14 protein-coding genes and 1 pseudogene are annotated in these 23,361 nt (G+C 73.4%); 9 read left to right on the top strand and 6 right to left on the bottom strand.

All coding sequences use genetic code 11. From position 1 onward, the window contains the following. The first annotated feature begins 51 nt into the window (after window positions 1-51). The gene (locus AC5R91_RS00730) at window positions 52-1,884 is read left to right on the top strand and encodes a glycosyltransferase family 39 protein (protein ID WP_495395114.1); all 1,833 of its coding nucleotides are present in this window, start codon (window positions 52-54) and stop codon (window positions 1,882-1,884) included. Here AC5R91_RS00730 and AC5R91_RS00725 read toward each other — a convergent pair. Then, window positions 1,842-3,614, bottom strand: coding sequence for a glycosyltransferase (locus tag AC5R91_RS00725; RefSeq protein ID WP_495395113.1), 1,773 nt, complete (start codon window positions 3,612-3,614; stop codon window positions 1,842-1,844). The two genes, AC5R91_RS00730 and AC5R91_RS00725, sit on opposite strands and share 43 nt — an antisense overlap. 255 nt (window positions 3,615-3,869) lie before the next feature. On the opposite strand from AC5R91_RS00725, the gene AC5R91_RS00720 reads away from it, so the two are divergent. The 4 genes from AC5R91_RS00720 to AC5R91_RS00705 all read left to right on the top strand — a co-directional run bounded on the left by AC5R91_RS00720 (window position 3,870) and on the right by AC5R91_RS00705 (window position 9,973). Beyond that, complete coding sequence (locus tag AC5R91_RS00720; RefSeq protein WP_495395112.1) at window positions 3,870-5,363, top strand: NAD(P)/FAD-dependent oxidoreductase; 1,494 nt, start codon at window positions 3,870-3,872, stop codon at window positions 5,361-5,363. Window positions 5,364-5,745: 382 nt separating this feature from the next. Then, entirely contained in the window at window positions 5,746-7,674 is a 1,929-nt protein-coding gene (locus tag AC5R91_RS00715; RefSeq protein ID WP_495395111.1) for a glycosyltransferase family 39 protein, read from the top strand. Between the two features lie 77 nt (window positions 7,675-7,751). Then, entirely contained in the window at window positions 7,752-9,386 is a 1,635-nt protein-coding gene (locus AC5R91_RS00710) for a hypothetical protein (protein WP_495395110.1), read from the top strand. A gap of 383 nt (window positions 9,387-9,769) precedes the next feature. After that, window positions 9,770-9,973, top strand: coding sequence for a DUF5703 family protein (locus AC5R91_RS00705; RefSeq protein ID WP_009737761.1), 204 nt, complete (start codon window positions 9,770-9,772; stop codon window positions 9,971-9,973). Between the two features lie 6 nt (window positions 9,974-9,979). Here the strand turns inward: AC5R91_RS00705 and AC5R91_RS00700 are convergent, their stop codons facing one another. Next, complete coding sequence (locus AC5R91_RS00700) at window positions 9,980-10,444, bottom strand: hypothetical protein (protein ID WP_495395109.1); 465 nt, start codon at window positions 10,442-10,444, stop codon at window positions 9,980-9,982. Window positions 10,445-10,818: 374 nt separating this feature from the next. On the opposite strand from AC5R91_RS00700, the gene AC5R91_RS00695 reads away from it, so the two are divergent. From AC5R91_RS00695 to AC5R91_RS00685, 3 genes and pseudogenes are all read left to right on the top strand, one after another. Further along, the gene (locus AC5R91_RS00695; protein WP_495395108.1) at window positions 10,819-13,641 is read left to right on the top strand and encodes an ABC transporter permease subunit; all 2,823 of its coding nucleotides are present in this window, start codon (window positions 10,819-10,821) and stop codon (window positions 13,639-13,641) included. Continuing rightward, entirely contained in the window at window positions 13,638-14,432 is a 795-nt protein-coding gene (locus tag AC5R91_RS00690) for an ABC transporter ATP-binding protein (protein WP_495395107.1), read from the top strand. The genes AC5R91_RS00695 and AC5R91_RS00690 overlap by 4 nt, the downstream gene beginning before the upstream one ends. A gap of 74 nt (window positions 14,433-14,506) precedes the next feature. Next, window positions 14,507-15,709: pseudogene (locus tag AC5R91_RS00685) on the top strand (ABC transporter substrate-binding protein); the annotation flags it as partial. 35 nt (window positions 15,710-15,744) lie between these two features. Here the strand turns inward: AC5R91_RS00685 and AC5R91_RS00680 are convergent. Genes AC5R91_RS00680 through AC5R91_RS00665 form a run of 4 tightly spaced genes read right to left on the bottom strand, consistent with a single transcriptional unit; the run spans window position 15,745 to window position 20,929 of the window. Then, complete coding sequence (locus tag AC5R91_RS00680; protein ID WP_495395105.1) at window positions 15,745-17,046, bottom strand: TIGR03617 family F420-dependent LLM class oxidoreductase; 1,302 nt, start codon at window positions 17,044-17,046, stop codon at window positions 15,745-15,747. Between the two features lie 30 nt (window positions 17,047-17,076). Next, entirely contained in the window at window positions 17,077-18,117 is a 1,041-nt protein-coding gene (locus tag AC5R91_RS00675; protein WP_495395104.1) for an MBL fold metallo-hydrolase, read from the bottom strand. Beyond that, on the bottom strand, window positions 18,114-19,316 hold the full coding sequence (locus AC5R91_RS00670) for an amidohydrolase family protein (RefSeq protein ID WP_495395103.1): 1,203 nt from the start codon (window positions 19,314-19,316) through the stop codon (window positions 18,114-18,116). Before AC5R91_RS00670 ends, AC5R91_RS00675 begins: the two co-directional genes overlap by 4 nt. 50 nt (window positions 19,317-19,366) lie before the next feature. Continuing rightward, window positions 19,367-20,929 carry an AMP-binding protein gene (locus AC5R91_RS00665; protein WP_495395101.1) on the bottom strand — a complete coding sequence of 521 codons (1,563 nt, stop codon included), beginning with the start codon at window positions 20,927-20,929 and terminating at the stop codon, window positions 19,367-19,369. Window positions 20,930-21,110: 181 nt separating this feature from the next. Between AC5R91_RS00665 and AC5R91_RS00660 the strand changes: the two genes are divergently transcribed. Further along, window positions 21,111-23,294 (top strand): acyl-CoA dehydrogenase family protein, encoded by a 2,184-nt coding sequence (locus tag AC5R91_RS00660; protein WP_495395099.1) that lies wholly within the window; start codon window positions 21,111-21,113, stop codon window positions 23,292-23,294. Window positions 23,295-23,361: the final 67 nt, after the last annotated feature.

Below are 23,361 nucleotides of genomic sequence, written 5' to 3'. Positions count from 1 at the left end.
CCCCGACGGGAGGCAAGATCGTGCCCTATGAGGATGGGTAGCGTTCCCGTCGTGGACGCAGACGCACCCGGGACGGCCGCCACCGGCCGGGAGGCCGGGTCCGGGCCGACTGTCCTGCCCGGTCCGCGCTCACCCCGGCAGGCATCGGATGGCGACGAGCCCGAGGTCTCCGCGGGCGACGCGGCCGTGGCGACCGTCCCCACCACCGCCGTCCCGGCCAGCACCGCCGAGACGACCAGCACCGCCGTCCCGGCGACGGCGCCGACCACGACGTCCGCACCGCCACCGCGCGGGCGCGTCGAGCGGCTCGTGCGCGTGGCGGGGGCCTGGATCGTGCCGCAGGTTCCGCGGCTGTTGCTGGCCGCGGTCGCGGTCGCCGTCGCCGTCGGCGCGGTCATGCGGTTCGCCACGCCGAGCCACCTGTGGCTCGACGAGTCGCTGACGGTCGCGATCGCCTCCCGGCCGGTGCCGGACCTGCTCCACGCGCTGCGCCACGACGGTTCACCGCCGTTGTACTACCTGCTGCTGCACGGCTGGATCAGCGTCTTCGGTGACGGCGACATCGCGGTCCGGGCCCTGTCGGGCGTGTTGTCGCTGCTCACGCTGCCGCTGGCGTGGCTCGCCGGGCGCCGGGTGGGGCGCATCGCCTTCGCCGCCGGCAACGGCGAGCGGGCCGCCCCGACGTGGGTGGGCGTGGCGACGCTGCTGATGTTCGCCTGCTCCCCGTACGCCATCCGCTACGGCAGCGAGACCCGGATGTACTCGCTGGTCGTGCTGCTGGTGCTGGTGTTCGGGTTCGCGGCGGTGCGCGCGCTGGAACGCTCGACGCTGCCCCGGCTGGCGGCGCTGACGCTGGCCACGGCGGCGCTGGTCTACACCCACTACTGGACGTTCCTGGTGATCTTCACGGTGGCGGCGTTCCTGCTGGTGCAGGCCCGCCGGCGCCCCCACTACCGCCGGGTCACGCTGCGGGCGTTCGCGGCGATGGCGGCCTCGGCGGCGCTGTTCGCCCCGTGGATGCCGTCGTTCCTGTTCCAGATGCTGCACACCGGCACCCCGTGGGCGCCGAAGGTGCAGGCCCAGGTGCTGCTTGACACGGTGTTCGACTGGGCGGGGCCGCAGTCGACGGGGGCGCTGCTCGGCGTGGTGCTGCTCGGCGGGGCGCTCATCGGCCTGACCGCCCGGCCGGTCGGCCGCCGCGAGCTCGCGGTCAGGGTGACCGGCCGGGTGCCGGGCCGCTACCTGGCGGCGATCTGGCTGCTGCCGCTGGTGCTGGCGTACTTCGTGAACATGTTCGGCGGCAGCGCGTACGCCGAGCGGTACACCGGCATCGCCCTGCCGGCCTGCCTGCTGCTGGCCTCCCTGGGCATCGCCCAGCTTCCGGGCACGCGGTTGCGAGCGATCGTGCTCGTCGTGGCCGTGTTCAGCGGGCTGGTCGGCGGCTGGCAGCTCGCCCGCACCGAACGCACCCAGGCCGGGGAGATCGCCGGGCGGATCGTCGCGCTCGCCCGGCCGGGCGACGTGGTGGCCTACTGCCCCGACCAGCTCGGCCCGGCCGTGCACCGGGCGCTGGTCCGGCACGGCCCGCTGACAGTCCGCGAGATCGTGTACGCGGACAACACCGGCCCGGCGCTCGTCGACTGGGTCGACTACGCCGACCGGATGCAGCGGGCCAACGGCACGACGTTCGCCGCCGAGGTCAACGAACTCGCCGGCCCCGACCACGCGGTGCTGCTCGTTCGCGCCGACGGGTACCGGTTCCTGGAAGGCGCCTGCGCGGTGCTGTCCGACCAACTCGCGACCCTGCGCGACCGGACCGTCCAGGTCGAGCGGCGCGACCTCTACGAGGGCGCGTCGCTGGAACGTTTCTCCACCCTGCGCTGACCGGCACTGCGCTGACCGGCACTGCGCTGACCGGCGACGCCAGGCTCACCGGCGACAGCGGGCTCACCGGCGACGCCAGGCTCGGCGCTCCCCTGACCGGCGGCGCTCCCCTGACCGGCGGCGGCCTGGGCGGGCACGCCCGCGATCGGGCCGCCGCGGCCGGAACCGAGGGCCGCGGCGGCGAGGATCAGCAGGCCCATCGGCAGCGTGTAGTGGTTGAAGAACGTCTGCTTGTTCATCAGGTTTCCGGTCAGCAGGACCAGCGCGGCCCCGAGGCAGAACCCGGTGGCGTCGCCGCGCGCCCGCCAGGCGGCGGCGTACGCGGCGACCAGCGCCACCGCGGCCGGCGCGAAGCCGAGCGTGACCCCGAAGTGCGACGCCCAGCCCGGCACGGACAGGGAATGGGCGAGCACCCGGTAGTGCAGGTTCGTCCAGACGGCGTCGTCGACGAAGTCCCCGGGCCCGGCCAGCACCCACGGGACGACGAGCAGCGCGCCGGCGCCCGCGGCCACCACCGTGCGGCGCGGCCCGAACCGCGGCCAGGCCGCCGCGACCGGCAGCAGCAGGGCGATGTGCTGCTTGGTGGCCAGCGCGAGGGCGAGGGCGACGACCGCCGTGCGCCCGTGGCCGCCCCGGACGGCCAGCACCATGGCCGCGAGGCAGGCGACGAGCAGCGGCTCGGTCCACGACTGCTGCAACGCGTACATCGACTCGGGCAGGATCACGACCAGCAGCGGCAGCACGGCGACCGCGACCACCCTCCCGTCCGCGCCGCCCCGACCAGCACCGCCGCCCCGACCAGCACCGCCGGCACGGACCGCCCCGTCCCCGCCGCGCGGGCCGGTGGTGAGGCCGCGCGCGCAGATCGCCGCCACCGCGAGCGCCAGGAGCAGGCCGTAGCGGACGTCGCCGAGCAGCAGCCGCGGCGGTGCGAGCAGCACCGAGGTCAGCGGTAGGTAGGGGTAGACGTCGAACAGGCCGTCGACGGGGTAGGCGGCCCGGCTCTGCGCCCACTGCTGGCGGTACATGTCCGCGCCGTGCGCCAGCCCCGACGTGGAGACCTGCAGCAGGTGAAACACGTCGATGCGGGGCGCGGGCGCCGCCCGGATGGTGGCGACCCCCGCGGCTCCCGCCAGGCCGAGCACGACCCAGAACAGCGCGGGCGAGCCGAGCACCCGCCGCGCCGCCGCAGGACCCGCCGCCGCCGGTCTCCCGCGGGCCGGTTGTGCGGACAGCGCTGCCAGGACGGCGGCGGCGGCGAGCAGACCGGCGACGATCGCGAGCGCGTCGGCCACGGCGGCCAGCGGCCCGGCGGCGTAGTAGCGGGGATGGCGCACGATCGGGCCCAACCCGACGGTGATCGCGACGAGCAGCCAGCCACCGACCCATGCCCGCCCGCGGACGGCGGCGATGCCCGGGGACGCGGGCACGGCCTCCGAGGCAGCGATGGCATCCGAGGCAGCAGCAGTGGCGACAGCGGGGGTAGCCGGCGCGGGCCCGGAGGTTTCGGACAGCGGACGGTGACGGACGGTGGCGAGCGCGGCGCCGGCCGTGCCGACAAGGACGCCGGCCATCGCCCAGGCACCGTACCGGCCGTCCTTCGCCGCGATGCCCCAGGCGACGGCGCACCAGCCGACGAGGATCGCCGGCAGCGTCCGATACGGATGCGGGTCGACACCTTCGGGCCGTGCCGCGGCCGGCCGCCGCGGGCCGGATGCAGGCAAACCCATGCCCGCACGATGCCAGAGGCAGGCCGGGCAACGGCCGGCGGAGTCACCCGATGGCCGGGGGCACAGGGGGAATAGTCCGGATGTACCACGGATGATCGTGCCGGCGACCGCGAGGGGGTGCGGGCGGGTCACACCCGTCCGCATGCAAGACTTCCCCCCGAGGCCGGTCCCAGGGTCCGGCGCCCCCGATGGCCGATGCCTGGCATCCGGCCGCGGGAGTGACCATGAAGGTGTTTTGAGGAGAGGTCCGGCACAGTGACCGAAAAGCCAGAGGTAGTCGTCATCGGAGCCGGGCCGGCAGGTCTGTCCGCCGGCTGGGAGCTGGTGAAACGGGACGTGCCCGTGACGATTATCGAGGGTGACTCGGTCGTCGGCGGAATCAGCCGTACCGCGCAGCGGGACGGCTGGCGTTTCGACATCGGCGGCCACCGTTTCTTCACGAAGGTGCCCGAAGTCGAGAAGCTCTGGCACGAGATCCTGCCGGACGAGGACTTCCTGCTCCGGCCGCGATCGAGCCGCATCTACTACAACGGGAAGTTCTTCGACTACCCCCTGAAGGCGACGAACGCGCTCGGCGGGCTGGGCCTGGTGGAGGCGGCGCGCTGCATCGCCTCCTACGCCGCGGCCCGCGTGCGTCCGCCGGCCGACCAGAGCAACTACGAGAACTGGCTGGTTGCCCGCTTCGGCTGGCGGCTTTACCGCACGTTCTTCAAGACCTACACCGAGAAGCTGTGGGGCGTTCCGGTCAGCGAGATGCCCTCCGACTGGGCGGCGCAGCGCATCAAGAGCCTGTCCATGATGAACGCCATCGTGAACTCGGTGCTGCCCAAGCGGAACCAGACGGACATCACCTCCCTCATCGAGGAGTTCCAGTACCCCAAGTACGGGCCTGGAATGATGTGGGAGACCGCCACCGACAAGATCGTCAAGCAGGGCGGTCGGGTGGTCTTCGAGGAGAAGGTCCGCAAGATCCACCACGAGGGTGGTCGCGCGACCGGCGTCACCACCACGGTGACCGGCGGATACGGCCCGGGCGCCGGCGCGCCGGAGTCGTCGCGCACCGACATCGGCAGCGAGTACCAGTACTCCGCCGACGAGATCATCTCGTCGATGTCGTTCTCGTCGCTGGTCCGCGTGATGGACCCGCCGGTGCCCGACCACGTCCTGGCCGCGGCGAACGCGCTGAAGTACCGCGACTTCCTCACCGTCGCCCTCGTGGTGCCGGAGTCGGCCGGGTTCCCGGACAACTGGATCTACATCCACTCCCCCGCGGTCAAGGTCGGCCGGATCCAGAACTTCGCCTCCTGGTCGCCGTTCCTGGTGAAGGACGGGCGGACCTGTCTGGGGCTGGAGTACTTCGTCTTCGAGGGCGACGAGACGTGGAGCAGCTCGGACGAGGACCTCATCAAGCTCGCCACCAAGGAACTCGTCGAGCTCGGGCTCATCCGGGCGTCCCAGGTCGAGCAGGGGTTCGTCGTACGGATGCCGAAGGCGTACCCGTACTACGACATGCAGTACAAGAACAACGTCGATATCATTCGGGCCTGGCTGGCCGAGAACGCACCGAACGTGCATCCGGTCGGCCGTAACGGCATGCACCGCTACAACAACCAGGACCACTCGATGCTGACCGCCATGCTGACCGTCGAGAACATCGTCGACGGCACGAAGCATGACGTGTGGGAGGTCAACGTCGAGGAGGACTACCACGAGGAGGTGTCGTCGTCCGGCGGCGCGGCCAAGCGCTGACGCCCGGACCGACCTGCTGAGCGCGGCGGCGCGGCCCTCCGGAACATGCGGGTGGGCCGAGCCCTCCCGCCGGCGAAGGACCTGGCCGGGACCTTCGGTCGTCGGCGCGCGGCACCTGTCGGCGTGCCGTCGGCGGCCGACCCGGCCAGAATGCGGGACGGTACGCTCCGCGCCCACCCGGCGCGCCCTGGCGGCGGCTTCGGTGGCCAGCCCACCGCCCCGGCATGCAATCCGCGGTCTGCCCCCCGCGCCCGCCCGGCATCGCCGCGGCGCGGGAGCTGCCGCACGAGACCTGCACCGGGTGCGGACCTGCCTGGTCGGCCGGATCGTTGCCCGGCTGACCCCGCCGCACCGCGGGCAACGTGGACGGAAGGGACTGACCGTGACGGATGTCGCGGTCCGGCCGGCGGAGCAGCTCCCCGGGCCGGTCGACCAGGTCGGGGACGCGCCCGACCGCGCGGGGCGGATGTTCGCGGTGGTCGTGGGGGTGCTCGTGGCCGCCGCGGTCATCGTGCGCTTCACCGCCAACCAGGCGCTGTGGCTCGACGAGGCGCAGAGCGTCGCCATCGCGCGACTCCCCCTCGGCGGGCCGGGCGTGACCATGTGGGACGGCCTGCTGCAGGACGGCTCACCGCCGTTGTACTACCTGGTGCTGCACGGGTGGGTCGCCGTGTTCGGGGAGACCAACCTCGCCGTCCGGTCCCTGTCCGCCCTGATCAACATCGCTGCGGCGTGGCCGCTGTTCGTGCTGGGCCGCCGGGTGGTGAACGCCCGCGCGGCGAAGGTCACCGTCGTGCTGTACCTGACCTCGCCGTTCGCGCTGTACTTCGGCACCGAGACCCGGATGTACAGCCTGATCGTGCTGCTCACCGCGCTCGGCGGGCTCGCCCTGGAGCGGGTGCTGCGGGCACCGTCGGTGCGGTCGGTGATCGGCCTGTCCCTCGCCGCCGGCTGCCTGGCGCTGACCCACTACTGGTGCCTGTACCTGCTGCTCACCGTCGCCGTGTGGCTGATCGGGCTGCTCACCCTGCGCCCCTGGTACCGCGCTCGTCGCGCCCGCCAGCTCGGCGTGGCGTCGGCGACCGGAGCGGCGTCGCCTACGGCGCCGGAGTCGCCGACGGGGCTGGTATCGCCGACAGGGCTGGCGTCGCCGACAGGGCTGGTATCGCCGACAGGGCTGGTATCGCCGACAGGGCTGGGGCCGTCGCCGAGCGGACCGGTCTCCTCGATGGCGGGGACGGCATCCATGGCAAGGCCGGGAGTCGGGGCGGCCGACGGCGGCCCGGCGGCCCGCCCCGCTGGCGCGCGCAGCCATCGTTCGTCCGGCCGGTCCCCGTCGTCCGGCCGGTCCCCGTCGTCCGGCCGGTACCTGACGGCCCAACGGCGCGGGCCGGTCTACGGGCTGCTCGGCATCGTCGGCGGCGCGATCGTCTTCTCCCCGTGGCTGCCGAACTTCTTCGACCAGCTCGCCCACACCGGCACCCCCTGGGGCGAGCCGGCCAGCTACGCGGCGATCTCCCACGCCTACGGCCAGTGGGCCGGCGGACCGACGACCCTTGGCCGCCTGCTGCTGTTCCTCATCACGGGCCTGGCCGCCGCCGGGGTCGCGGGGCGCAGCCCCGGCGGCCGGTTCATCCTGATCGACCTGCGCGGTCTCGAACCGGGCCGCACGATGTTCTTCCTGGCGACGGGGACCCTCGTCGTCGCGGTGACGGCCGGCAAGCTCGTCGGCAACGCCTGGGCCGACCGGTACACGGCCACCGCCTTCGTCCCGTTCCTGCTCGTCATCGGCCTGGGTGCCACGGTCATCGGGGACCGGCGGGTGTTCCATGGGGTCGTCGCCGTCGCGGCCCTGGTCGGCCTGCTGGCCGGCACCACCGACATCCGGCGGGAACGGTCGCAGGCCGGCGAGGCCGCCCAGGTGCTCCAACGGCTCGCCCGACCCGGCGACGTCATGCTGGTCTGCCCCGACCAGCTCGGCCCGGGTCTCGCCCGCACCGTCCCGTCGTGGATGAAGGTGTACGTGGTGCCGACCTACGCGCCACCCGACCGGGTCGACTGGGTGGACTACGAGGATCGCAACAAGAAGGCCGACGGCCAGGCGATCGCACAGCGCGCGCTGACCGAGGCCGGCCCGCAGCACACCGTCTTCCTCGCCGGCTCCGGCTCCTACCGGACCTACGAGGAGCTGTGCACGCAGGTCCGCGGAGCCCTGCAGAACGCCCGCCCGCACGCGGACGAGGTCATGGAGCAGGGCCTGCCGGCGAAGGTGTACGAGAACTACTCGCTGCTGCGCTTCCAGGCGCAGTGACCACCGCACGGGGGACGTCCGCCCACCCCGGTCCGACGCCGGACTCGACCCCGGCGACCGGGACGGGGACGCCCCCCGTGCACGAAGCCACCGCCGTTCCCCTCGCCCCCGCCGCCCAGCACCATCCCGCGCCGCAGCACCATCCCGCGCCGCAGCACCATCCCGCGCCGCAGTACGACCCCGCCGGTCCGTACCACCCCGCCGCCGACCCGGATGACCCCGCCACCGGCCCGCACAGCCCCACCGGCCCGCACAGCCCCACCGGCCCGCAGAGCCCCACCGACCCGCATGACCCCGCCATCCAGCGGGACCGCGGCCGAGCCGCGTCCCGCCGGCGCGCCCCCTCCCGGCGCGGCGCCCCCTCTCGGCGAGGCGCCAGATCCCGGCGCGCCGGCGCGTCCCGCTGGGGTGCACTGACCCGCCGGGACGACCCCTGGTGCCTGCGGGAGGTCGTGCTCGCCTGGCTCGCCGCCCGTCTGGTCGTCGGCGCCGCCCTGGCGATGACGAGATTCATCGCCGACAACGCCCGCGGCGACCAGGGCGCCCGACTGCAGACCACCGACCTGCTCGGCTGGGACGCCGGCTGGTACAGGACGATCGCCGAGGTCGGCTACAGCGGCGCCGGCAACGAGAGCCGCCGCTTCTTCCCACTGCTGCCCACGCTGGTGCGGATCCTGTCCCACCTGCCGGGCGCCGGGAGTCATGTCGGCATCGTGCTGCTGCTGGTGGTCAACCTGTGCGCCCTCGGGTTCGCCCTGGCGCTGGTCCGCCTGGCCCGCCTCGAGGGACTCGGGTCGGACGCGACCTTCCGGCTGATCTGGCTCGCCGCCCTCGCGCCGCCCGCGTTCGTCCTGGTCATGGGATACGCCGAGGCGCTGGCCGGGCTGCTGGCAGTGGCGGTGTTCCTCGGCGCGCGCGGCCGCCGGTGGGAGCTCGCGGCCGCGGCCGGCCTGCTCGGCGGGCTGTGCCGGCCGCTCGGCGTGCTGCTGGCCGTCCCCGTCGCCGTGGAGGCGGCCCGCGGGCTGCCCTGGCCTGGTCTGCGTCGCCTCGGCCCCCCGCCGGACACCGCGGTGCACGGGGCGAGGCGGGCCACCGCAGTGAACGGGGCGGGGCGGGCCACCGCGGCGGGCGGGACCGAACGGGCCACCGCGGTGAACCGGGCCGGACGGGCCGCGTCGGCGAGCGGGGCCGAACGGGCCGCGTCGGCGGCCGGCATCGGCCGGTGGGACCTGCTACGCCGACTGGTGGCTGTGCTCGCGGCACCGGCCGGCGCCGCGATCTACGTGCTCTGGTCAGCCCGAACCTACGGCGACGGCCTGGCGCCGTTCACCCTCCAGCGCGACGAGGCCCGCCACGGCAGCACCGGCAACCCCCTGTCGGTGCTGTGGCACGCCGCCCGCGGGGCCTTCTCCGGCGAGCTGGGAACGGGCCTGCACGTGCCCTGGCTGCTGCTCGCCCTGGTGGCCCTGGTGGTGATGGCCCGGCGGTTGCCGGTCTCCTACGTGCTGTGGAGCGCGTTGGTGCTCGCGGCCGTGCTGACCGGCAGCAACCTCGACTCAGCGGAACGCTACGTGTACGGCGCCTTCCCGTTCCTGCTGGTCGCGGCGCTGGTCACCGCCCGCCGGGAGGTCTTCACGTTCGCGCTCGTCGCCTCGACCGCGGCGATGACGCTCTACGCCACGCTGGCCTTCACCCTCTCCTACGTCCCCTGAGGCCCGCTACGTCCCGAGGCCCGCTACGTCCCGGTGCGCTACGTGCCCCTGTGGCCGACGTTCCCCGAGGCGTTCTACGCGCTCTGAAGTCCCGCCCGCCGCTGATGCGCCGGCCAGCCCGCCGTGTCATGATCGGCAGGTCGGCACGAACCCGCAACAGCCGGGCCCCCAACGCGCCGTAGTCCCTTGCGGGAGGTAGCGGGACGGTTAACGTGGTGAGGCCGAACGGTGGCCCTGTCCCCCGCCGCAACGGGGCATCCGCACCTCACGCCCGTGCCCGTCGCGCCGTCCGCCACGTTCCATCGTCGGCGACGTCCCAACGTCGGCGACGTCCCATCGTCGGTGAAACGTCCCATCGTCCGCAAAGTCGAGGTCAGGTCGCTTTGGCTGGGGTCGAGCTGGAATACCAGAAGCTGTACATGCCGCCGGGCACGGACCGCCGGGCGGCCGTGCAGATTCTGACGATGCACGCCGAGTTCGGCGACTGGGAGCTGGAGCGCCTGCGCCTGTTCCCGGACGGGTCGCGCCGCGTCGTTCTGCGCCGCCGCCGGCGCCCGGGCGGTCTGCCCGGCTATCTGCCCACCTGACGCCGGTCAGCGGCCGACCTCGCGGCGGACCTGCGCGGGAGTGCGCACCTCCACGGCGTCCGGGGTGATCCCGTGGGTCTGCAGATGTCGCCCGGACAGCGCCCAGCCGGCCGGGACCGCCGGCGGGCCCGGCTGGCCGGCGTGGTCCGGGCCGGCGGGCTGGCCGAGGGACCAGACGTCGGCGCGGAACCACAGGTCGCGCCACCGGGCGTCCTCGTCGGCCCGCAACTGGACGAAGCGGCGGCGCAGGACCTGACGGGCGACCTGCGCCGCGGTACCCGGGCTGTGCTCGAAACCGCCCGACGGCTCCGTCCGGTCGGCCACCCACCGGCTGCCGTCCGAGCTGACCTGCACCAGGTAGGCGAAGGTGACCGAGGGGCGGTCCGCCTCGGCCTCGGCGGGCGGGCGCAGGCCGGAAGCGGACAGTGCGTCGTCGGTCACATCCACCATGATGTCACGCAGCGACCTCACCAATTACACGATGCGTGACGCTTCGCGGGGAACGGTCGGGAAAGTCCGCGCGATTCCCGCGTCGCGCGCCCTGGCCAGCCTCGGCTCGCCGGCACGCAGCCACGGGAACGCCGCCGGGCCGACGGCCAGGAGCCGTCGACGCCGACCCGGTCCCGACCCGGTCCCGACCCGGTCCCGCCCAGGTCCCACCGGGGCCAGGCGTCTCCCCCGGTTCGAGCAGGCCCGATGGTGGGGCACCGGACCGCCCCACCCTCTCTCCCACCGCCAAAAAAGCACTAATCATTACTCGGATACTGCTATGGTGTGCCCGAGCCGATCAGTGACGTGCGTCACTGAATGCCCTGCCCGATCATGTCCGAGTCGGTGGAGCGAGCATGGTAGATCACTTGAACTTCGTCCTCCTGGGCCTGGGGAACGGTGCCGTGTTCGCCGCCCTGGCGTTGGCACTCGTCGTGACCTACCGAAGCTCGGGAGTGCTCAACTTCGGCACCGGCGCCCTGTCGTTACACGCCGCGTACACCTACGCCCTGTTACGCGACGGGAAGGTCCTGGTGCCGATCCCCGGTCTGCCGGAGTCGATCGACCTGTCCGGGCCGGTCGGGCTCTGGCCGGCGATCATCATCACGGTCGTGTACGAGGCCGTGCTGGGCGCGCTGCTCTACGTGCTGGTGTTCCGCCCGCTGCGGGCCCACCTCGCCGTGGCCAAGGCGGTCGCCTCGCTCGGGATCATGGGCCTGTTCACCGGCGTCATCACCATGCAGGTCGGCGGCGACCAGATCCTGGTCGAGCCGATCCTGCCGCGCCACACCTGGCGGATGGGCGGCCTGCACCTGCTGTCCGACCGGTTCTGGTTCGTCGCCGTCATCGTGCTGATCGCCGCCGCCCTGGCCGCAGTCTACCGCTTCACCAGGTTCGGCACCGCCACCCGCGCCGCCGCCGAGACCGAGGTCGGAGCGCTCGTCAGCGGCCTGTCGCCGGACCTGATCGCGCTGGCCAACTGGATGATCAGCGCAGCCGTCGCGGGCGTCGCCGGCATCCTGATCGCCCCGTTGGTGCCGCTGGTACCCGGGACGTACACGCTGTTCATCGTCCCGGCCCTGGCCGCCGCCGTGCTCGGCCGGTTCTCCCTGCTCGCCCCCGCCGTCCTCGGCGGCATCGGCATCGGCGCGCTGCAGTCGGAGGCGGTTTACCTGCAGAGCCGGGCCGACTGGTTCCCCAGCAGCGGCGTCGCCGAGCTGATCCCGCTGGTGATCGTGCTCGCCGTGCTGGTCATCCAGGGCCGGCCGCTGCCGACCCGCGGCATGCTCCTGGAGCGGACGCTGGGCCGCGCGCCGCGCCCACGCTCGGCCTGGAAACCCGCCCTCGTTCTCGTGCCGCTCGCCGCCGTGGCGATCTACGTCGCGAACGACAGCTACCGCGGCGCGCTGATGGAGACGTTCATCGCCGGCGTGCTCGCGCTCTCGCTGGTCGTGGTGACCGGTTACGTCGGCCAGATCTCGCTCGCCCAGCTCACCCTGGCCGGCGCCGCCGGGTTCCTGCTGTCGACGTTCAGCCACGCCTGGCACATCCCGTTCCCGATCTCGCCGATCCTCGCCGCGCTCGGCGCCGCCGCCATCGGCGTGCTGGCCGGCCTGCCGGCGCTGCGGATCCGCGGCATGCTGGTCGCGGTCGTCACGCTGACGCTGGCGGTCGCGCTGGAGGCGATCTGGTTCCGCAACAACGACCTCAACGGCGGCACCGGCGGCGCCCCGATCGCGAACCCGTCGATCTTCGGCCTGGACCTCGGGATCGGCACCGGCAGGGCGTTCCCGCGCCCGGAGTTCGGGCTGCTGTGCCTCGCGGTGCTGACCACGGTCGCCATCGGCGTCGCCCACCTGCGGCGCAGCAGGCTCGGCTCGGCGATGCTGGCGGTCCGCGCCGACGAGCGGTCGGCCGCGGCGGCCGGGATCAGCGTGGTCCGGGTGAAGCTGCTCGGCTTCGCGATCGCGTCGTTCATCGCCGGCCTCGCCGGCTGCCTGACGGCCTACAAGCAGACCACCGTCACGTTCACCTCGTTCAGTGCCCTGCTCGGCCTCAGCGTCTTCACCACGGTCTTCCTGGCCGGGATCACCTCGGTGTCCGGAGGGCTGCTCGCCGGGGCGCTCGGGATCGGCGGCGTGTTCTTCGTCTTCCTGTCCCGGACGATCGACATCGGCGGGTGGTACGGCATCGTCAGCGGCCTCGGCCTGATTCTCGTCGTGATCCGCAACCCGGACGGCATCGTCGGCCCGGCGCACCTGGCGGCCGAGAAACGCCGCCGCAGCCGGCTGGCCGCCGGCCCGACCGCCCCGGCCCCCGCGACAGCCGATGACGGTCCGTCGGCGGACGGGGAGCGCGCTGCGGTCGGAGCACGGCTGTCCATCTCGGGGGTGGGCGTCACCTACGGCGGCGTGACCGCGCTGTCCGACATGACGATCGACGTGGCGCCCGGGACCATCGTCGGCGTGATCGGCCCGAACGGCGCGGGCAAGACCACGATGATGGACGCCACCTGCGGGTTCACCGCGGCGGCCGGCGAGATCACCCTGGCCGGGCAGCGGCTCGACGGCCTGCCGCCGCACCGCCGGGCCCGCCACGGGCTCGCGCGCACCTTCCAGGGTCTCAACCTCTACGAGGACCTCACCGTCGAGGAGAACCTGATGGCCGGCCAGCACGCCGCCCGCCCGGGTGCGCCGTCGCTGGACGAACTGCTCACCTCGCTCGGGCTGTGGGAGCAGCGCGGCCGGGGGGTCGGCGAGCTCTCGCAGGGCCAACGCCAGCTCGTCTCGATCGCTCGCGCCCTGGCCAGCGGGCCGCAGGTGCTGCTGCTGGACGAACCGGCCGCCGGGCTCGACCCGACGGAGAGCGCGTGGCTGGCGGTGCGGCTGCGGGCGGTGCGTGACCGCGGCGTGACGATCGTGCTCGTCGACCACGACATGCGCTTCGTCCTCGACCTGTGCGACACCATCCACGTCCTCGACTTCGGCCGGCAGATCGCCGGCGGTCCCCCGCCGGAGATCCGGGCCAACCCCAGGGTCGCCGAGGCCTACCTCGGCTCGATCCACGCGGTGAACCCGACCCACCCGGCGAACCCGACCCACCCGGCGAACTCGACCGGGCCGGCGAACTCGACCGGGCCGGCGAACTCGAACCACCCGGCGAAGGAGATGGCGTCATGACCGTGGCGCTGACCTGCGAGGGACTCTGCGTCGGCTACCAGCGCACGACGGTCGCCCGCGGCATCGGCATCTCCGTCGGCCGCAACGAGATCCTGGCCGTGCTGGGCCCAAACGGCGCCGGGAAGACCACCCTGCTGCTGACCCTCGCCGGATTCCTCGCGCCGACCGCCGGCTCGATCACCGTCGGCGGGAAGGACGTCAGGACCGGTTCGGCCCGCCGCATGAACCGCGCGGGCGTGGTGCTGGTGCCGGACACCCGGGCGCTGTTCACGAACCTGAGCACCGTGCAGAACATCTCGATCGCCGACAGGAAGGGCGGCGCGACGGTCAGCGGGGTCCTCGACCTGTTCCCGCAGCTACGCACCCGCGCCAAGGTCAGGGCCGGGATGCTCTCGGGCGGCGAGCAGCAGATGCTCGCGGTCGCCCGGGCGCTGGTCCAGGGGCCGCGGGTGCTCCTCATCGACGAGATGAGCATGGGCCTGGCCCCGATCATCGTCGAGCAGCTCATGCCGCTGGTCCGCACGGTCGCCGATGAGACCGGCACCGCGATCGTCCTCGTCGAGCAGCACGTCCACCTCGCTCTCGGCGTCGCCGACACCGCCATGGTCCTCGTGCACGGCGATGTCTCCCTGGCCGGCAAGGCCGCCGAGCTCCGCGACGACCCGGCCGCGCTCGAGGCGGCCTACCTCGGCGCGACCGGCGCGCCCGGCAACTCCGCCACCGACGACTCCGCCACCGACGACGAGGAGACCACCGCCCTACCGAGGAGCACCGAGAATCCGCCGGCATAGCGGGACCGCGATGGCGCGGTGACCCGGCGGCACGGCGAGGGAACCGGAAGAACGCCGGCTGACCTTCGACACGCATGTTCGTCAAACCAGCGGAGCATCGGGCCGGGCGACACCCGCAAGGTTCCGGCCGCACGTCTCCGCGCAACCAGCAGGAGGGTCATATGGACCTGTTACGTCCGGTTCGCCGGAGCGGCTGGCTGATCAGCGGCGTGCTGGCGCTTTCGCTGGCTGTCACGGCCTGTGGCGGCGGTGACAGCGGTGGCGGGTCCCGAGACGCCGCCGGGGGGACCCCGGTCGCCGAGGTCCTCGGCACGCCGAGGCCGGCCAAGGGCGAACCCGTGAGGATCGGACTCATCAGCGCGTCGGCATCGGACAGCATGCTGTCCGCGCAGTTCCAGCGGATCGAGCAGGGCATGCGGATGGCCCTGAAGTACACCAACGAGTACCGCGGCGGCATTGCCGGCCGCCCGGTCGAGCTGTTCGTCTGCCAGGGCGGCGAGACACCGGCCGGTACCCAGGACTGCGCCAACCAGATGGTCAACAGGAGCGTCTCGGCCGTCATCAGTCCGTTCACGGCGAACGGCGCCTCGGTGGTGCCCGTGCTGACCGCGGCGAAGATTCCCTACGTGTCACTGAGCGGCACCTCGTCCGAGGAGCTCACGACGCCGGGCGCGTTCTCGCTGACCGGCGGGTTCTCGGTGGGGCTGGCCGCGTTCGCCGCCTACGCCCACGAACACGGCGTCAAGAAGATGGCGATGCTCGCCATCGACGGACCGGCGGTCCTGCAGGCGGTCAACGGCATCGGCGGCATCGTCTTCAGGAACGCGGGCGTCGGCTTCCAGACCATTCCGGTACCGGTCGGCACCGCCGACATGACGCCGCAGATGCAGGCGGCGGTCAAGGGCGGCGCGGACGCGGTCAGCATGGTCGGCGACCTGACGTTCTGCACCTCCTGGCTGCAGGCCTACCAGACGCTCGCCCTCGACCTCCCGCGCTACATCATCAACACCTGCATCGATCCGACCACCCTGAAGGCCTACAAGTCGGTCCTCGCCGGCTCGGTGATGAGCGCGTCCGCGACCACCGACACCGCGACCCCGGATGCGACGCTCTACGGCGCGATCACCAGGACCTACGACTCGAAGGTCGACCCGGACCCGGCCGTCAGTGTGGGCCAGTCCACCGGCGTGATCACGCTGCTGTCCTTCGTCAACCTGTTCAAGGGCTTCACCGGCGACCCGACTCCCGCCGCCATCACCGCGCAGCTCAGGACCGCGAAGAACGTGCCCCTCTTCCTCGGCAACGGGACGACCTACACCTGCGACGGCAAGGCCGTCCCGATCCTGCCCGACGTCTGCTCCGCCGAGAGCCAGATCGGCACGGTCACCGAGGACGGGACGGTCAAGGACGCCGCGGTGGTCGAGACGACCAGGCTGTTCAAGCCCTGACCGCGCCGCCCGCGGGTGCCGGGGGGAGTGCCTGGCCTGGCGGGTCCCGGCGGCCTGAACCGCCCGGACCCGCCACCTGACGGCGCGTCGCGGGGTCCGGCCGGGTGGGCCGGCCCGGTTGCCGTCACTCGCCCCGCCCGACCGGCGCTCCGCTCCGTCGCGAAGCGTCCAGCAGGACCGGCCAGACCTCCGGGGCGACCTGGTAGGCCGGGTAGAACGTCACCCGGTCGTAGACGCCCGTCAGCTTCGCCCGTAGCTGCCTGCCGACCTCGTCGGGCGTGCCGACGACGGAGAACGCGCGCAGCACGTCGTCGTCGATGAGGTCGCCGAGCTCCGCCCACCGGCCCTGCTTCGTCAGCCGGGTGAGCTCGGGCTGCAGGTCGCCCCAGCCGTGCACGGTAGGCGGGCGTCGACGCGTAGAAGGCGATCTGGCCGCGGGTCCCGGCCGCCGCGGCGGCGAGTTCGGTCTCGTCGCGGCCGACGGTCACGAAGCTCGGCCCGGCGATGGTGAACCCGTCCAGTGCGCCCTCCCCGTCCGGCCCGGTCCTGCCGGCCTTCGCTCGGCCGCGGCGCAGGGCCGGGAGGGTGACCTCCTCGATGTAGCGGGAGGTGGTGAACGGGTGGATGAGGAAGCCGTCCGCGACCTCGCCGGCGACCTCCGTCATCAGCTCGTTGACGCCGGCGAGGTAGACCGGCGGCGGGCCGTAGGCGTGCGCCTTCGGCGAGAAGAACGGCGTCATCAGGGTGTGGGTGTAGAAGTCGCCGCGGAAGTCGAGCCTGGTGCCGTCCTGCCAGCAGGTCCAGATCGCGCGCATCGCCAGCACCAGCTCACGCATCCGCGCGGCCGGGCGCGACCAGGGCATCGAGAACCGGCGCTCGACGTGCGCCTTCACCTGCGAGCCCAGCCCGAGCACGAACCGGCCCTCGCTGGCCTGCGCCAGGTCGAAGCCGATGTTCGCCAGCGTCATCGGGGTGCGCGCGAACGCGATCGCGATCGACGTGCCGACCGTCGCGGCGCGGGTCGCGTTGATCGCCTGCAGCGACAGCAGGAACGGGTCGTGCTGGGTCTCGCCCACCCACAGCCCGCCGTAGCCGGCGTCCTCGAGCGTCCTGGCGGTGTCCGGGATGGTCCTCAGGTCGCCACCGAGATTCGAGTCGATCTTCACCGTTCTCCCTTTCGCGGACCGGGCGCGTGCTCAGCCGATGAGAAGGCGCCAGGTGGGCGGCTCGCCGTCGACCTCGCGGACGATCGCGCGGCGCTCCAGGACGCGCAGGTGGGCGAGCGCCTCGGCGAGGGCGGCGCGCTTCATGAAGCCTTCGATCCGGTCCCAGGGGCGGGACCAGGTCATCTGTCGGCAGACGTCCCAGGCAGTCGCGGTGCCGTCTGCGGCACGCAGGGCGGCGAGGACCTCACCGAACCGCTGGTCGTGGTGGTCGCGCAGCTCGGCGAGCCGGCCGGTCAGGTCTCCGAACCGGTGCTCGTGCGCGGGCAGCACCTCGGCGGCCGGGAAGGCGCCGGCGTCGTCGAGCTTGTCGAGCGAGGCCAGGTAGTCGCCGAGCGGATCCGCGTCCCCGACGGGCGAGAACGGGATGTTCGGGGTGATCCGCGGCAGCACGTGGTCGCCGGAGAGCAGCACCGAGTTGGCCGGCTCCCAGAAGCACAGGTGCCCCGGCGAGTGCCCGGGGGTCCAGACCGCCCGCAGGTCCCAGCCGGGGATGTCGGGCCGATCGCCGTCCGCCAGGAGCACGTCGGGCAGCGACGGCGCGGGCATCGGCCCCGGCGGGAGCACCACCCGATTGAGCGTCTCGATCTCGGCCGCCGGGGCTCCGGTGCGCGCCAGCAGCCGGTTCATGCCGGCGAGCATCTCGGCCGGCTCACGCGGGAACTGGTTCAGCAGCGCGGCGTCCGCGGGGTGCAGCGCCACCCAGGCCCCGGACTCCGCCCGGATGCGGCCGGCGAGGCCGTAGTGGTCCGGATGCATGTGGGTGGGCATGACGCCGCGGATGTCGCCGACCCGGTAGCCGGCGACGGCCAGACCCGCGCCGAGCGCGTCGAACGCCTCGGCGGTGTCCCAGCCCGAGTCGACGAGGTACCCGCCGGTGTCGGTTTCGAACAGGTAGACGAACACGTGCCGCAGGCCGGCGGTCGGCAGCGGTACCGGGATGCTCCACAGCCCGGGCCGCAGCCGCTCGACGGGTGGCGGCGCGATGCTGGGCGGCTGCGTCAGCGAGGTCATCGGTCCCGGCCCACCGCGGGCGGCAGGGGGACATGCGGGAACAGCTCGTGGAACGCGCCGATACGGATGCGCTCGCTGGCGACCGGGTCGACGCCGTCGAACAGCTCGTGCAGGGTCTTCTGGGTGTGACCGAAGGTGCCCTCGAAATGCGGGTAGTCACTGCCCCACAGGACGTTGCGCCAGCCCATCGCCACGTGCGCGGCGACGGCCGAGGCGTCGTGCTGGAAGGACGCGTAGACCTGGTCGAACAGGAACTCCGACGGCGGCCTGGACAGCACCGGGCGCACGGCGGCGCTGTGCTGGCGGTAACCCTCGTCCATCCGGTCGGCGATGAACGGGCCCCAGGTGGCGCCGCCCTCGGAGACGAGGACGCGCAGCTCGGGGTGGCGGTCGAGGGCGCCCGCGGCGATGAGCTGGGTGACGGCGCGCTGGCCGCCGTAGGTCGTCTCGACGTAGTTGAGCACGGCGCCGCCGCGGCCGCGGTAGTAGACACCGGTGCGCTCGGTCGGGTCGTGCGGCTCGGTGCCGATGTGGAAGCCGATGACCATGCCGGTCTCGGCGAACGCCGCCCACAGCGGGTCCCACTCCTCGTCGTTCCACAGCGGCCGGCCGAGCGGCGGGCGGGTCGGCAGGAAGCCGACGGCGAACCCGTCCGCGCTGGCGCGGCGGATCTCGGCGACCGCGTCGTCGACGTCGAGCAGCGGGATCGACGCCGCGCAGACGAACCGCGGCGAGGAGCGCTGGAAGTCCAGCGCGAACTCGTTGAGCGCCCGGACGCCGTAGCGGACGACCTTCGGCGTGCGGATGTTGAACGTCCAGATGCCGAGCGACGGGTAGATGACCTCCGCCCAGATGCCCTCGTCGTCGAGGTCGGTCAGGCGGTGCGCCGCGTCGTTGCCGCCCAGGGCGCGGCGCAGGAAGTCGTCCTCGGTGGAGTCGACCGGCCGGGCGTTGATCCCGAGACCCTTCTTCTTCGGCGCGCCCGGCGCCGGCCGCGGCATCTCCCGACGGAACTCCTGGCCGTCGATGTAGATCGTCTCGAACTCGCCGCCGGGGTCCTTCACGCTGCGCGGCAGCAACTCCTTCACGTCGTCCGGCAGGGACGAGAAGAGGTCCGGCGGCTCGATGATGTGCGAGTCGCCGGAGTTCGCCCAGATCTTGCCCTCGGTCACGTCGGCCATGGTTCCCGTCTCCTCCATGATCGCTGTCTCCTCTCCGGGCCGCGCCGAGTGTCGACGGGGCCCGTCCGTCAGACCTTGCGGTCGACGCCTGCCCACAGCTCCGCCCGGATGGCGGCCTTGGACAGCTTTCCGGTCTCGGTGCGGCGCAGCGCCGCGCGGAACTCGACGACCCGCGGGCACTTGTAGCTGGCGAGCCTCGACCGGCAGTAGGCGATGAGCTCGGCGGCCAGCGCATCGTCGGCCCGGACGCCCGGCTCGGGCTGGACGACGGCGCGGACCTGCTCACCCCACTCCACGTCGGGGGCGCCGACGACCGCGACGTCGGCGACGGCCGGATGGCCGAGCAGCGCCGCCTCGACCTCCGCCGGGTAGACGTTCGTGCCGCCGGTGATGATCATGTCCTTGGCCCGGTCGGACAGGAAGAGGAAGCCGTCGGCGTCCAGGTGGCCGATGTCGCCGATGGTGAACGCGGAGCCGCGGTACACCTGCTCGGTCTGCTCCGGGTCGTCGCGGTAGGCGAACGTCCGGGCGCCGGCGTCGATGTAGACGGTGCCTCGCTCGCCGGGGCCCAGGTCGTGGCCGTCGGCGTCGAGGATGCGGACCCGCACGCCGCGCACGGGCCGACCGACGGTGCCGGGCCGGGACAGCCAGTGGTGCGGCTTGGCGATGGTGGCGGCGCCCTCGGTCCCGCCGTAGGTCTCCCAGATGACCGGGCCCCACCAGGCGAACATCTGCTTCTTGACCTCCGGCGGGCACGGCGCAGCCGAGTGCACGATCACCTGGAGGCTGGACGGGTCGTAGCGGTCCCGGACGTCGTCGGGCAGGCGCAGCAGCCGGACGAACTGGGTGGGCACCATGTAGCCGGTGGTGACCCGGTACTTCTCGATCAGCCGGAGCGCCTCCTCCGGGTCGAACCTCCTCATGATCACCAGCGCCTGGCCGACCTGCAACGCGCCCATGAAGAAGCCCTGGCAGCCGCCGTGGTGCATGCCCGCGGAGATCAGGTGGGCGCCCTGCAACGGGAGGAACCGGAACGCCTGGCCGAACAGCTTCATCGAGTCGGCCAGGTCCGCCGGGTCGACGTCCGGCATCGACGACGCGTTGCGGGCGATCGCCTTGGGCTTGCCGGTCGTCCCCGACGTGTAGATCAGCGGCGTCCCGACCCGACGGTCGGCGGGCTTCGTCGTCGGGTGGCCGGCGACGAGGTCCTCCTGGCGGCGGTAGCCGGGCAGCTCGCCGCCGACGCTGACCAGCAGCGGCACCGAGACCACCCGGCCGGCGCGCTCGGCGTACTCGGTCGAGACGACCAGCGCCCTGGCCCCGGCGTGCGCGACGATCGCCTCGATCTCGGCCGCGGCCGCCATCGGGTTGAGCGTGGTGAGCCGCCAGCCGGTCTCGCTGGCCGCCAGCATCCAGACGATCATGTCGACGCCGTTGGGCAGGACGGCGGCCACCACGTCGCCGTAGGTGAGGCCGGCGGCCCGCCCCGCGTGCACCACCTGGTGCGCCCGGCCGGCGAGCTGCGCGTAGGACAGCACCTCGCCGGTGGGGCACGCGGCGATCGCGGGCTGGTCGGGATGGTTCTCGGCGATGTGCCACACGCCCAGTGGGCGGTCCCAGGGATGCTTCATCGGCCCACGCTTCCCGTCCCGGGTTCCAGCACCTGACACCCGGCTCTAAAAGAGGCTTATATTTACTCTACTAAAGGGTCGGTGGTCCGCGTCAACGGTTGCCGCGACCCACCTCGCCGGCCGGGCCCGTCCGGCGGCCGTGCCGGGGCCGGAACCAGCGATGAGTTGCCAGGAGGCAGGCATGGCGATCGCGATCAGCGAGGAACACCGGGAGCTGGCCCGCACGACGCGGGCCTTTCTGGCGTCGCACGAGGCTCGCGCCGCGAACCGCGCGTTACTGGAGGCCGAGCAGGAGCCGCTGCCGGAGTTCTGGAAGGAGTTCGCCGACCTGGGCCTGCTCGGCCTGCACCTGCCCGAGGAGCACGGCGGTGGCGGCGCCGGGCTCGCGGAGCTGGTGGTCGTCGTCGAGGAGCTGGGGCGCGCGGGCGCGCCCGGGCCGGCCGTCCCGACCGTGGTCGCCGCCGCGGTGATCGCGGCGGCCGGGACCCCGGCGCAGCGGGCCAGGCTTCTGCCGGGCCTGGCCGCGGGCGACACCGTCGCCGCGGTCGCTCTCGGCGGCCCCGGCACGGGCAACGACCTCGTCCTGGCCGACGGCGTGCTGTCGGGTGGCTCCGGGGTGGTGCTCGGCGGCGGGTTGGCGTCGCTGTTCGTGCTGGTCGTCGGCGACGACGTCGTGGTGGTGCCGGCGGGCGCGGCGGGGCTGACCGTCGAGGTGCCCCCCGCGCTCGACCCGGCCCGCCGGTCGGCCCGGCTGACCCTGCGGGGGGTGGCGGTCGGCGACGACGACGTGCTGGCCGGCGCGGCCCGGCGCGCCGAGGCCCTCGCGCGCACGCTGTTCGCCGCGGAGGCGGTCGGCGGGGCGCTGGAGGCGGTCGAGGTCGCGACGGCGTACGCGAAGGTGCGTGAGCAGTTCGGCCGGCCGATCGGGATGTTCCAGGCGATCAAGCACCATCTCGCGAACATGCTGGTGGCCGCGGAGCTCGGCACGGCGGCCGTCTGGGACGCCGCCCGGGCCGCGGGCGACGGGTCGCCGCCGGCGCAGTTCGAGCTGGCCGCGGCGACGGCCGCGGCGCTGGCCATCGAGGCGTTCGCGGCGAACGCGTCGCTGAACATCCAGGTGCACGGCGGCATCGGCTACACCTGGGAGCACGACGCGCACCTGCTGCAGCGGCGGGCGACGACGCTTCAGGCGGTGCTGCGCCCGGGGGCGGCCGCCGCGGACGTGACCCGGCTGGGCCTGGCCGGCGTGGCCCGCGAGTCGACGCTGGACCTGCCGCCGGAGGCGGAGGCCGCCCGCGCCGACGTGCGGGCGTTCGCCCGGCAGGTGGCGGCGCTGCCGGCGGCGCAGCAGCGCGAGCGGCTCATCGACACCGGGTACGTCCAGCCCCACTGGCCGAAGCCGTGGGGCCTGGCGGCACCCGCCGGGCTACAGCTCGTCATCGACCAGGAGTTCAGTGCGGCGGGGGTCCGGCGGCCGGCCTACGGCATCACCGGCTGGGTGATCCTGACCCTGATCCAGCACGGGACGCCCGAGCAGATCGACCGGTACGTGCACCGCGCGCTGGCCCAGGAGGAGATCTGGTGCCAGCTGTTCAGCGAGCCGGCCGCGGGCTCCGACGCCGCCGGCATCCGGACGAAGGCCGAGCGGGTCGAGGGCGGCTGGCTCGTCAACGGTCAGAAGGTCTGGACCAGCGGCGCCCAGTACTGCCAGCGCGGCTTCGCCACGGTGCGCACCGACCCGGCGGCGCCCAAGCACGCCGGGGTCACGATGATGATCATCGACCTCGGGCACCCCGGCGTCGAGGTCCGGCCGCTGCGTCAGCTCACCGGCACGGCGGAGTTCAACGAGGTGTTCCTCACCGACGTGTTCGTCCCCGACGCCGACGTCGTCGGCACGCCCGACAGGGGCTGGTCGGTGGCCCGGGCGACGCTGGGCAACGAGCGGGTCAGCATCGGCGGCGGGGTCTCCGGCGGGTTCGAGGTCGCCGACGTCTTCGACCTGTACCGGGAGCGGGGCGCGGGCGTCCCCGCGGCGGCGGAGCGGGTCGGCCGGCACGTCGCCGAGGGCCACGCCCTGCGCCTGCTGAACCTGCGTCGCGCGGAGCGGGCCGTCGTCGGCGGCGAGCCCGGCCCCGAGGGCAACATCACCAAGCTGGTCCTCGCCGAGCGCGGCCAGACGGTGGCCGCCCTGTTCCTCGACTTCGCCGGCCCCGAGGCGGCGTTCGCCGAGGGTCTCGGCGCCGCGGCCGGGACCTCCGCCCTCGCCTGGCGGGGCATGACGATCGCCGGCGGCACCTCCGAGATCACCCGCAACCAGATCGCCGAGCGCATCCTCGGCCTGCCCCGCGACCCCCTGCTGCGGTAGTCCCACAGCCGAGCGGGCGCCTCCACGGCGCCCGCTCGGGCACATCCACCGGCCCGCCGCCTCGTCG

Source organism: Frankia sp. BMG5.60, assembly GCF_059428125.1.
The sequence above is the reverse complement of the archived record's forward strand: the minus strand, read 5'-3'. Positions and strand labels throughout refer to the sequence as shown.

Bases quoted from the DNA above. Each gene is read 5' to 3' on its own strand.
- AC5R91_RS00725 (WP_495395113.1), bottom strand. From the start codon at position 3,614: ATGGGTTTGCCTGCATCCGGCCCGCGGCGGCCGGCCGCGGCACGGCCC.
- AC5R91_RS00695 (WP_495395108.1), top strand. From the start codon at position 10,819: ATGGTAGATCACTTGAACTTCGTCCTCCTGGGCCTGGGGAACGGTGCC.
- AC5R91_RS00690 (WP_495395107.1), top strand. From the start codon at position 13,638: ATGACCGTGGCGCTGACCTGCGAGGGACTCTGCGTCGGCTACCAGCGC.
- AC5R91_RS00675 (WP_495395104.1), bottom strand. From the start codon at position 18,117: ATGACCTCGCTGACGCAGCCGCCCAGCATCGCGCCGCCACCCGTCGAG.
- AC5R91_RS00670 (WP_495395103.1), bottom strand. From the start codon at position 19,316: ATGGAGGAGACGGGAACCATGGCCGACGTGACCGAGGGCAAGATCTGG.
- AC5R91_RS00665 (WP_495395101.1), bottom strand. From the start codon at position 20,929: ATGAAGCATCCCTGGGACCGCCCACTGGGCGTGTGGCACATCGCCGAG.
- AC5R91_RS00660 (WP_495395099.1), top strand. From the start codon at position 21,111: ATGGCGATCGCGATCAGCGAGGAACACCGGGAGCTGGCCCGCACGACG.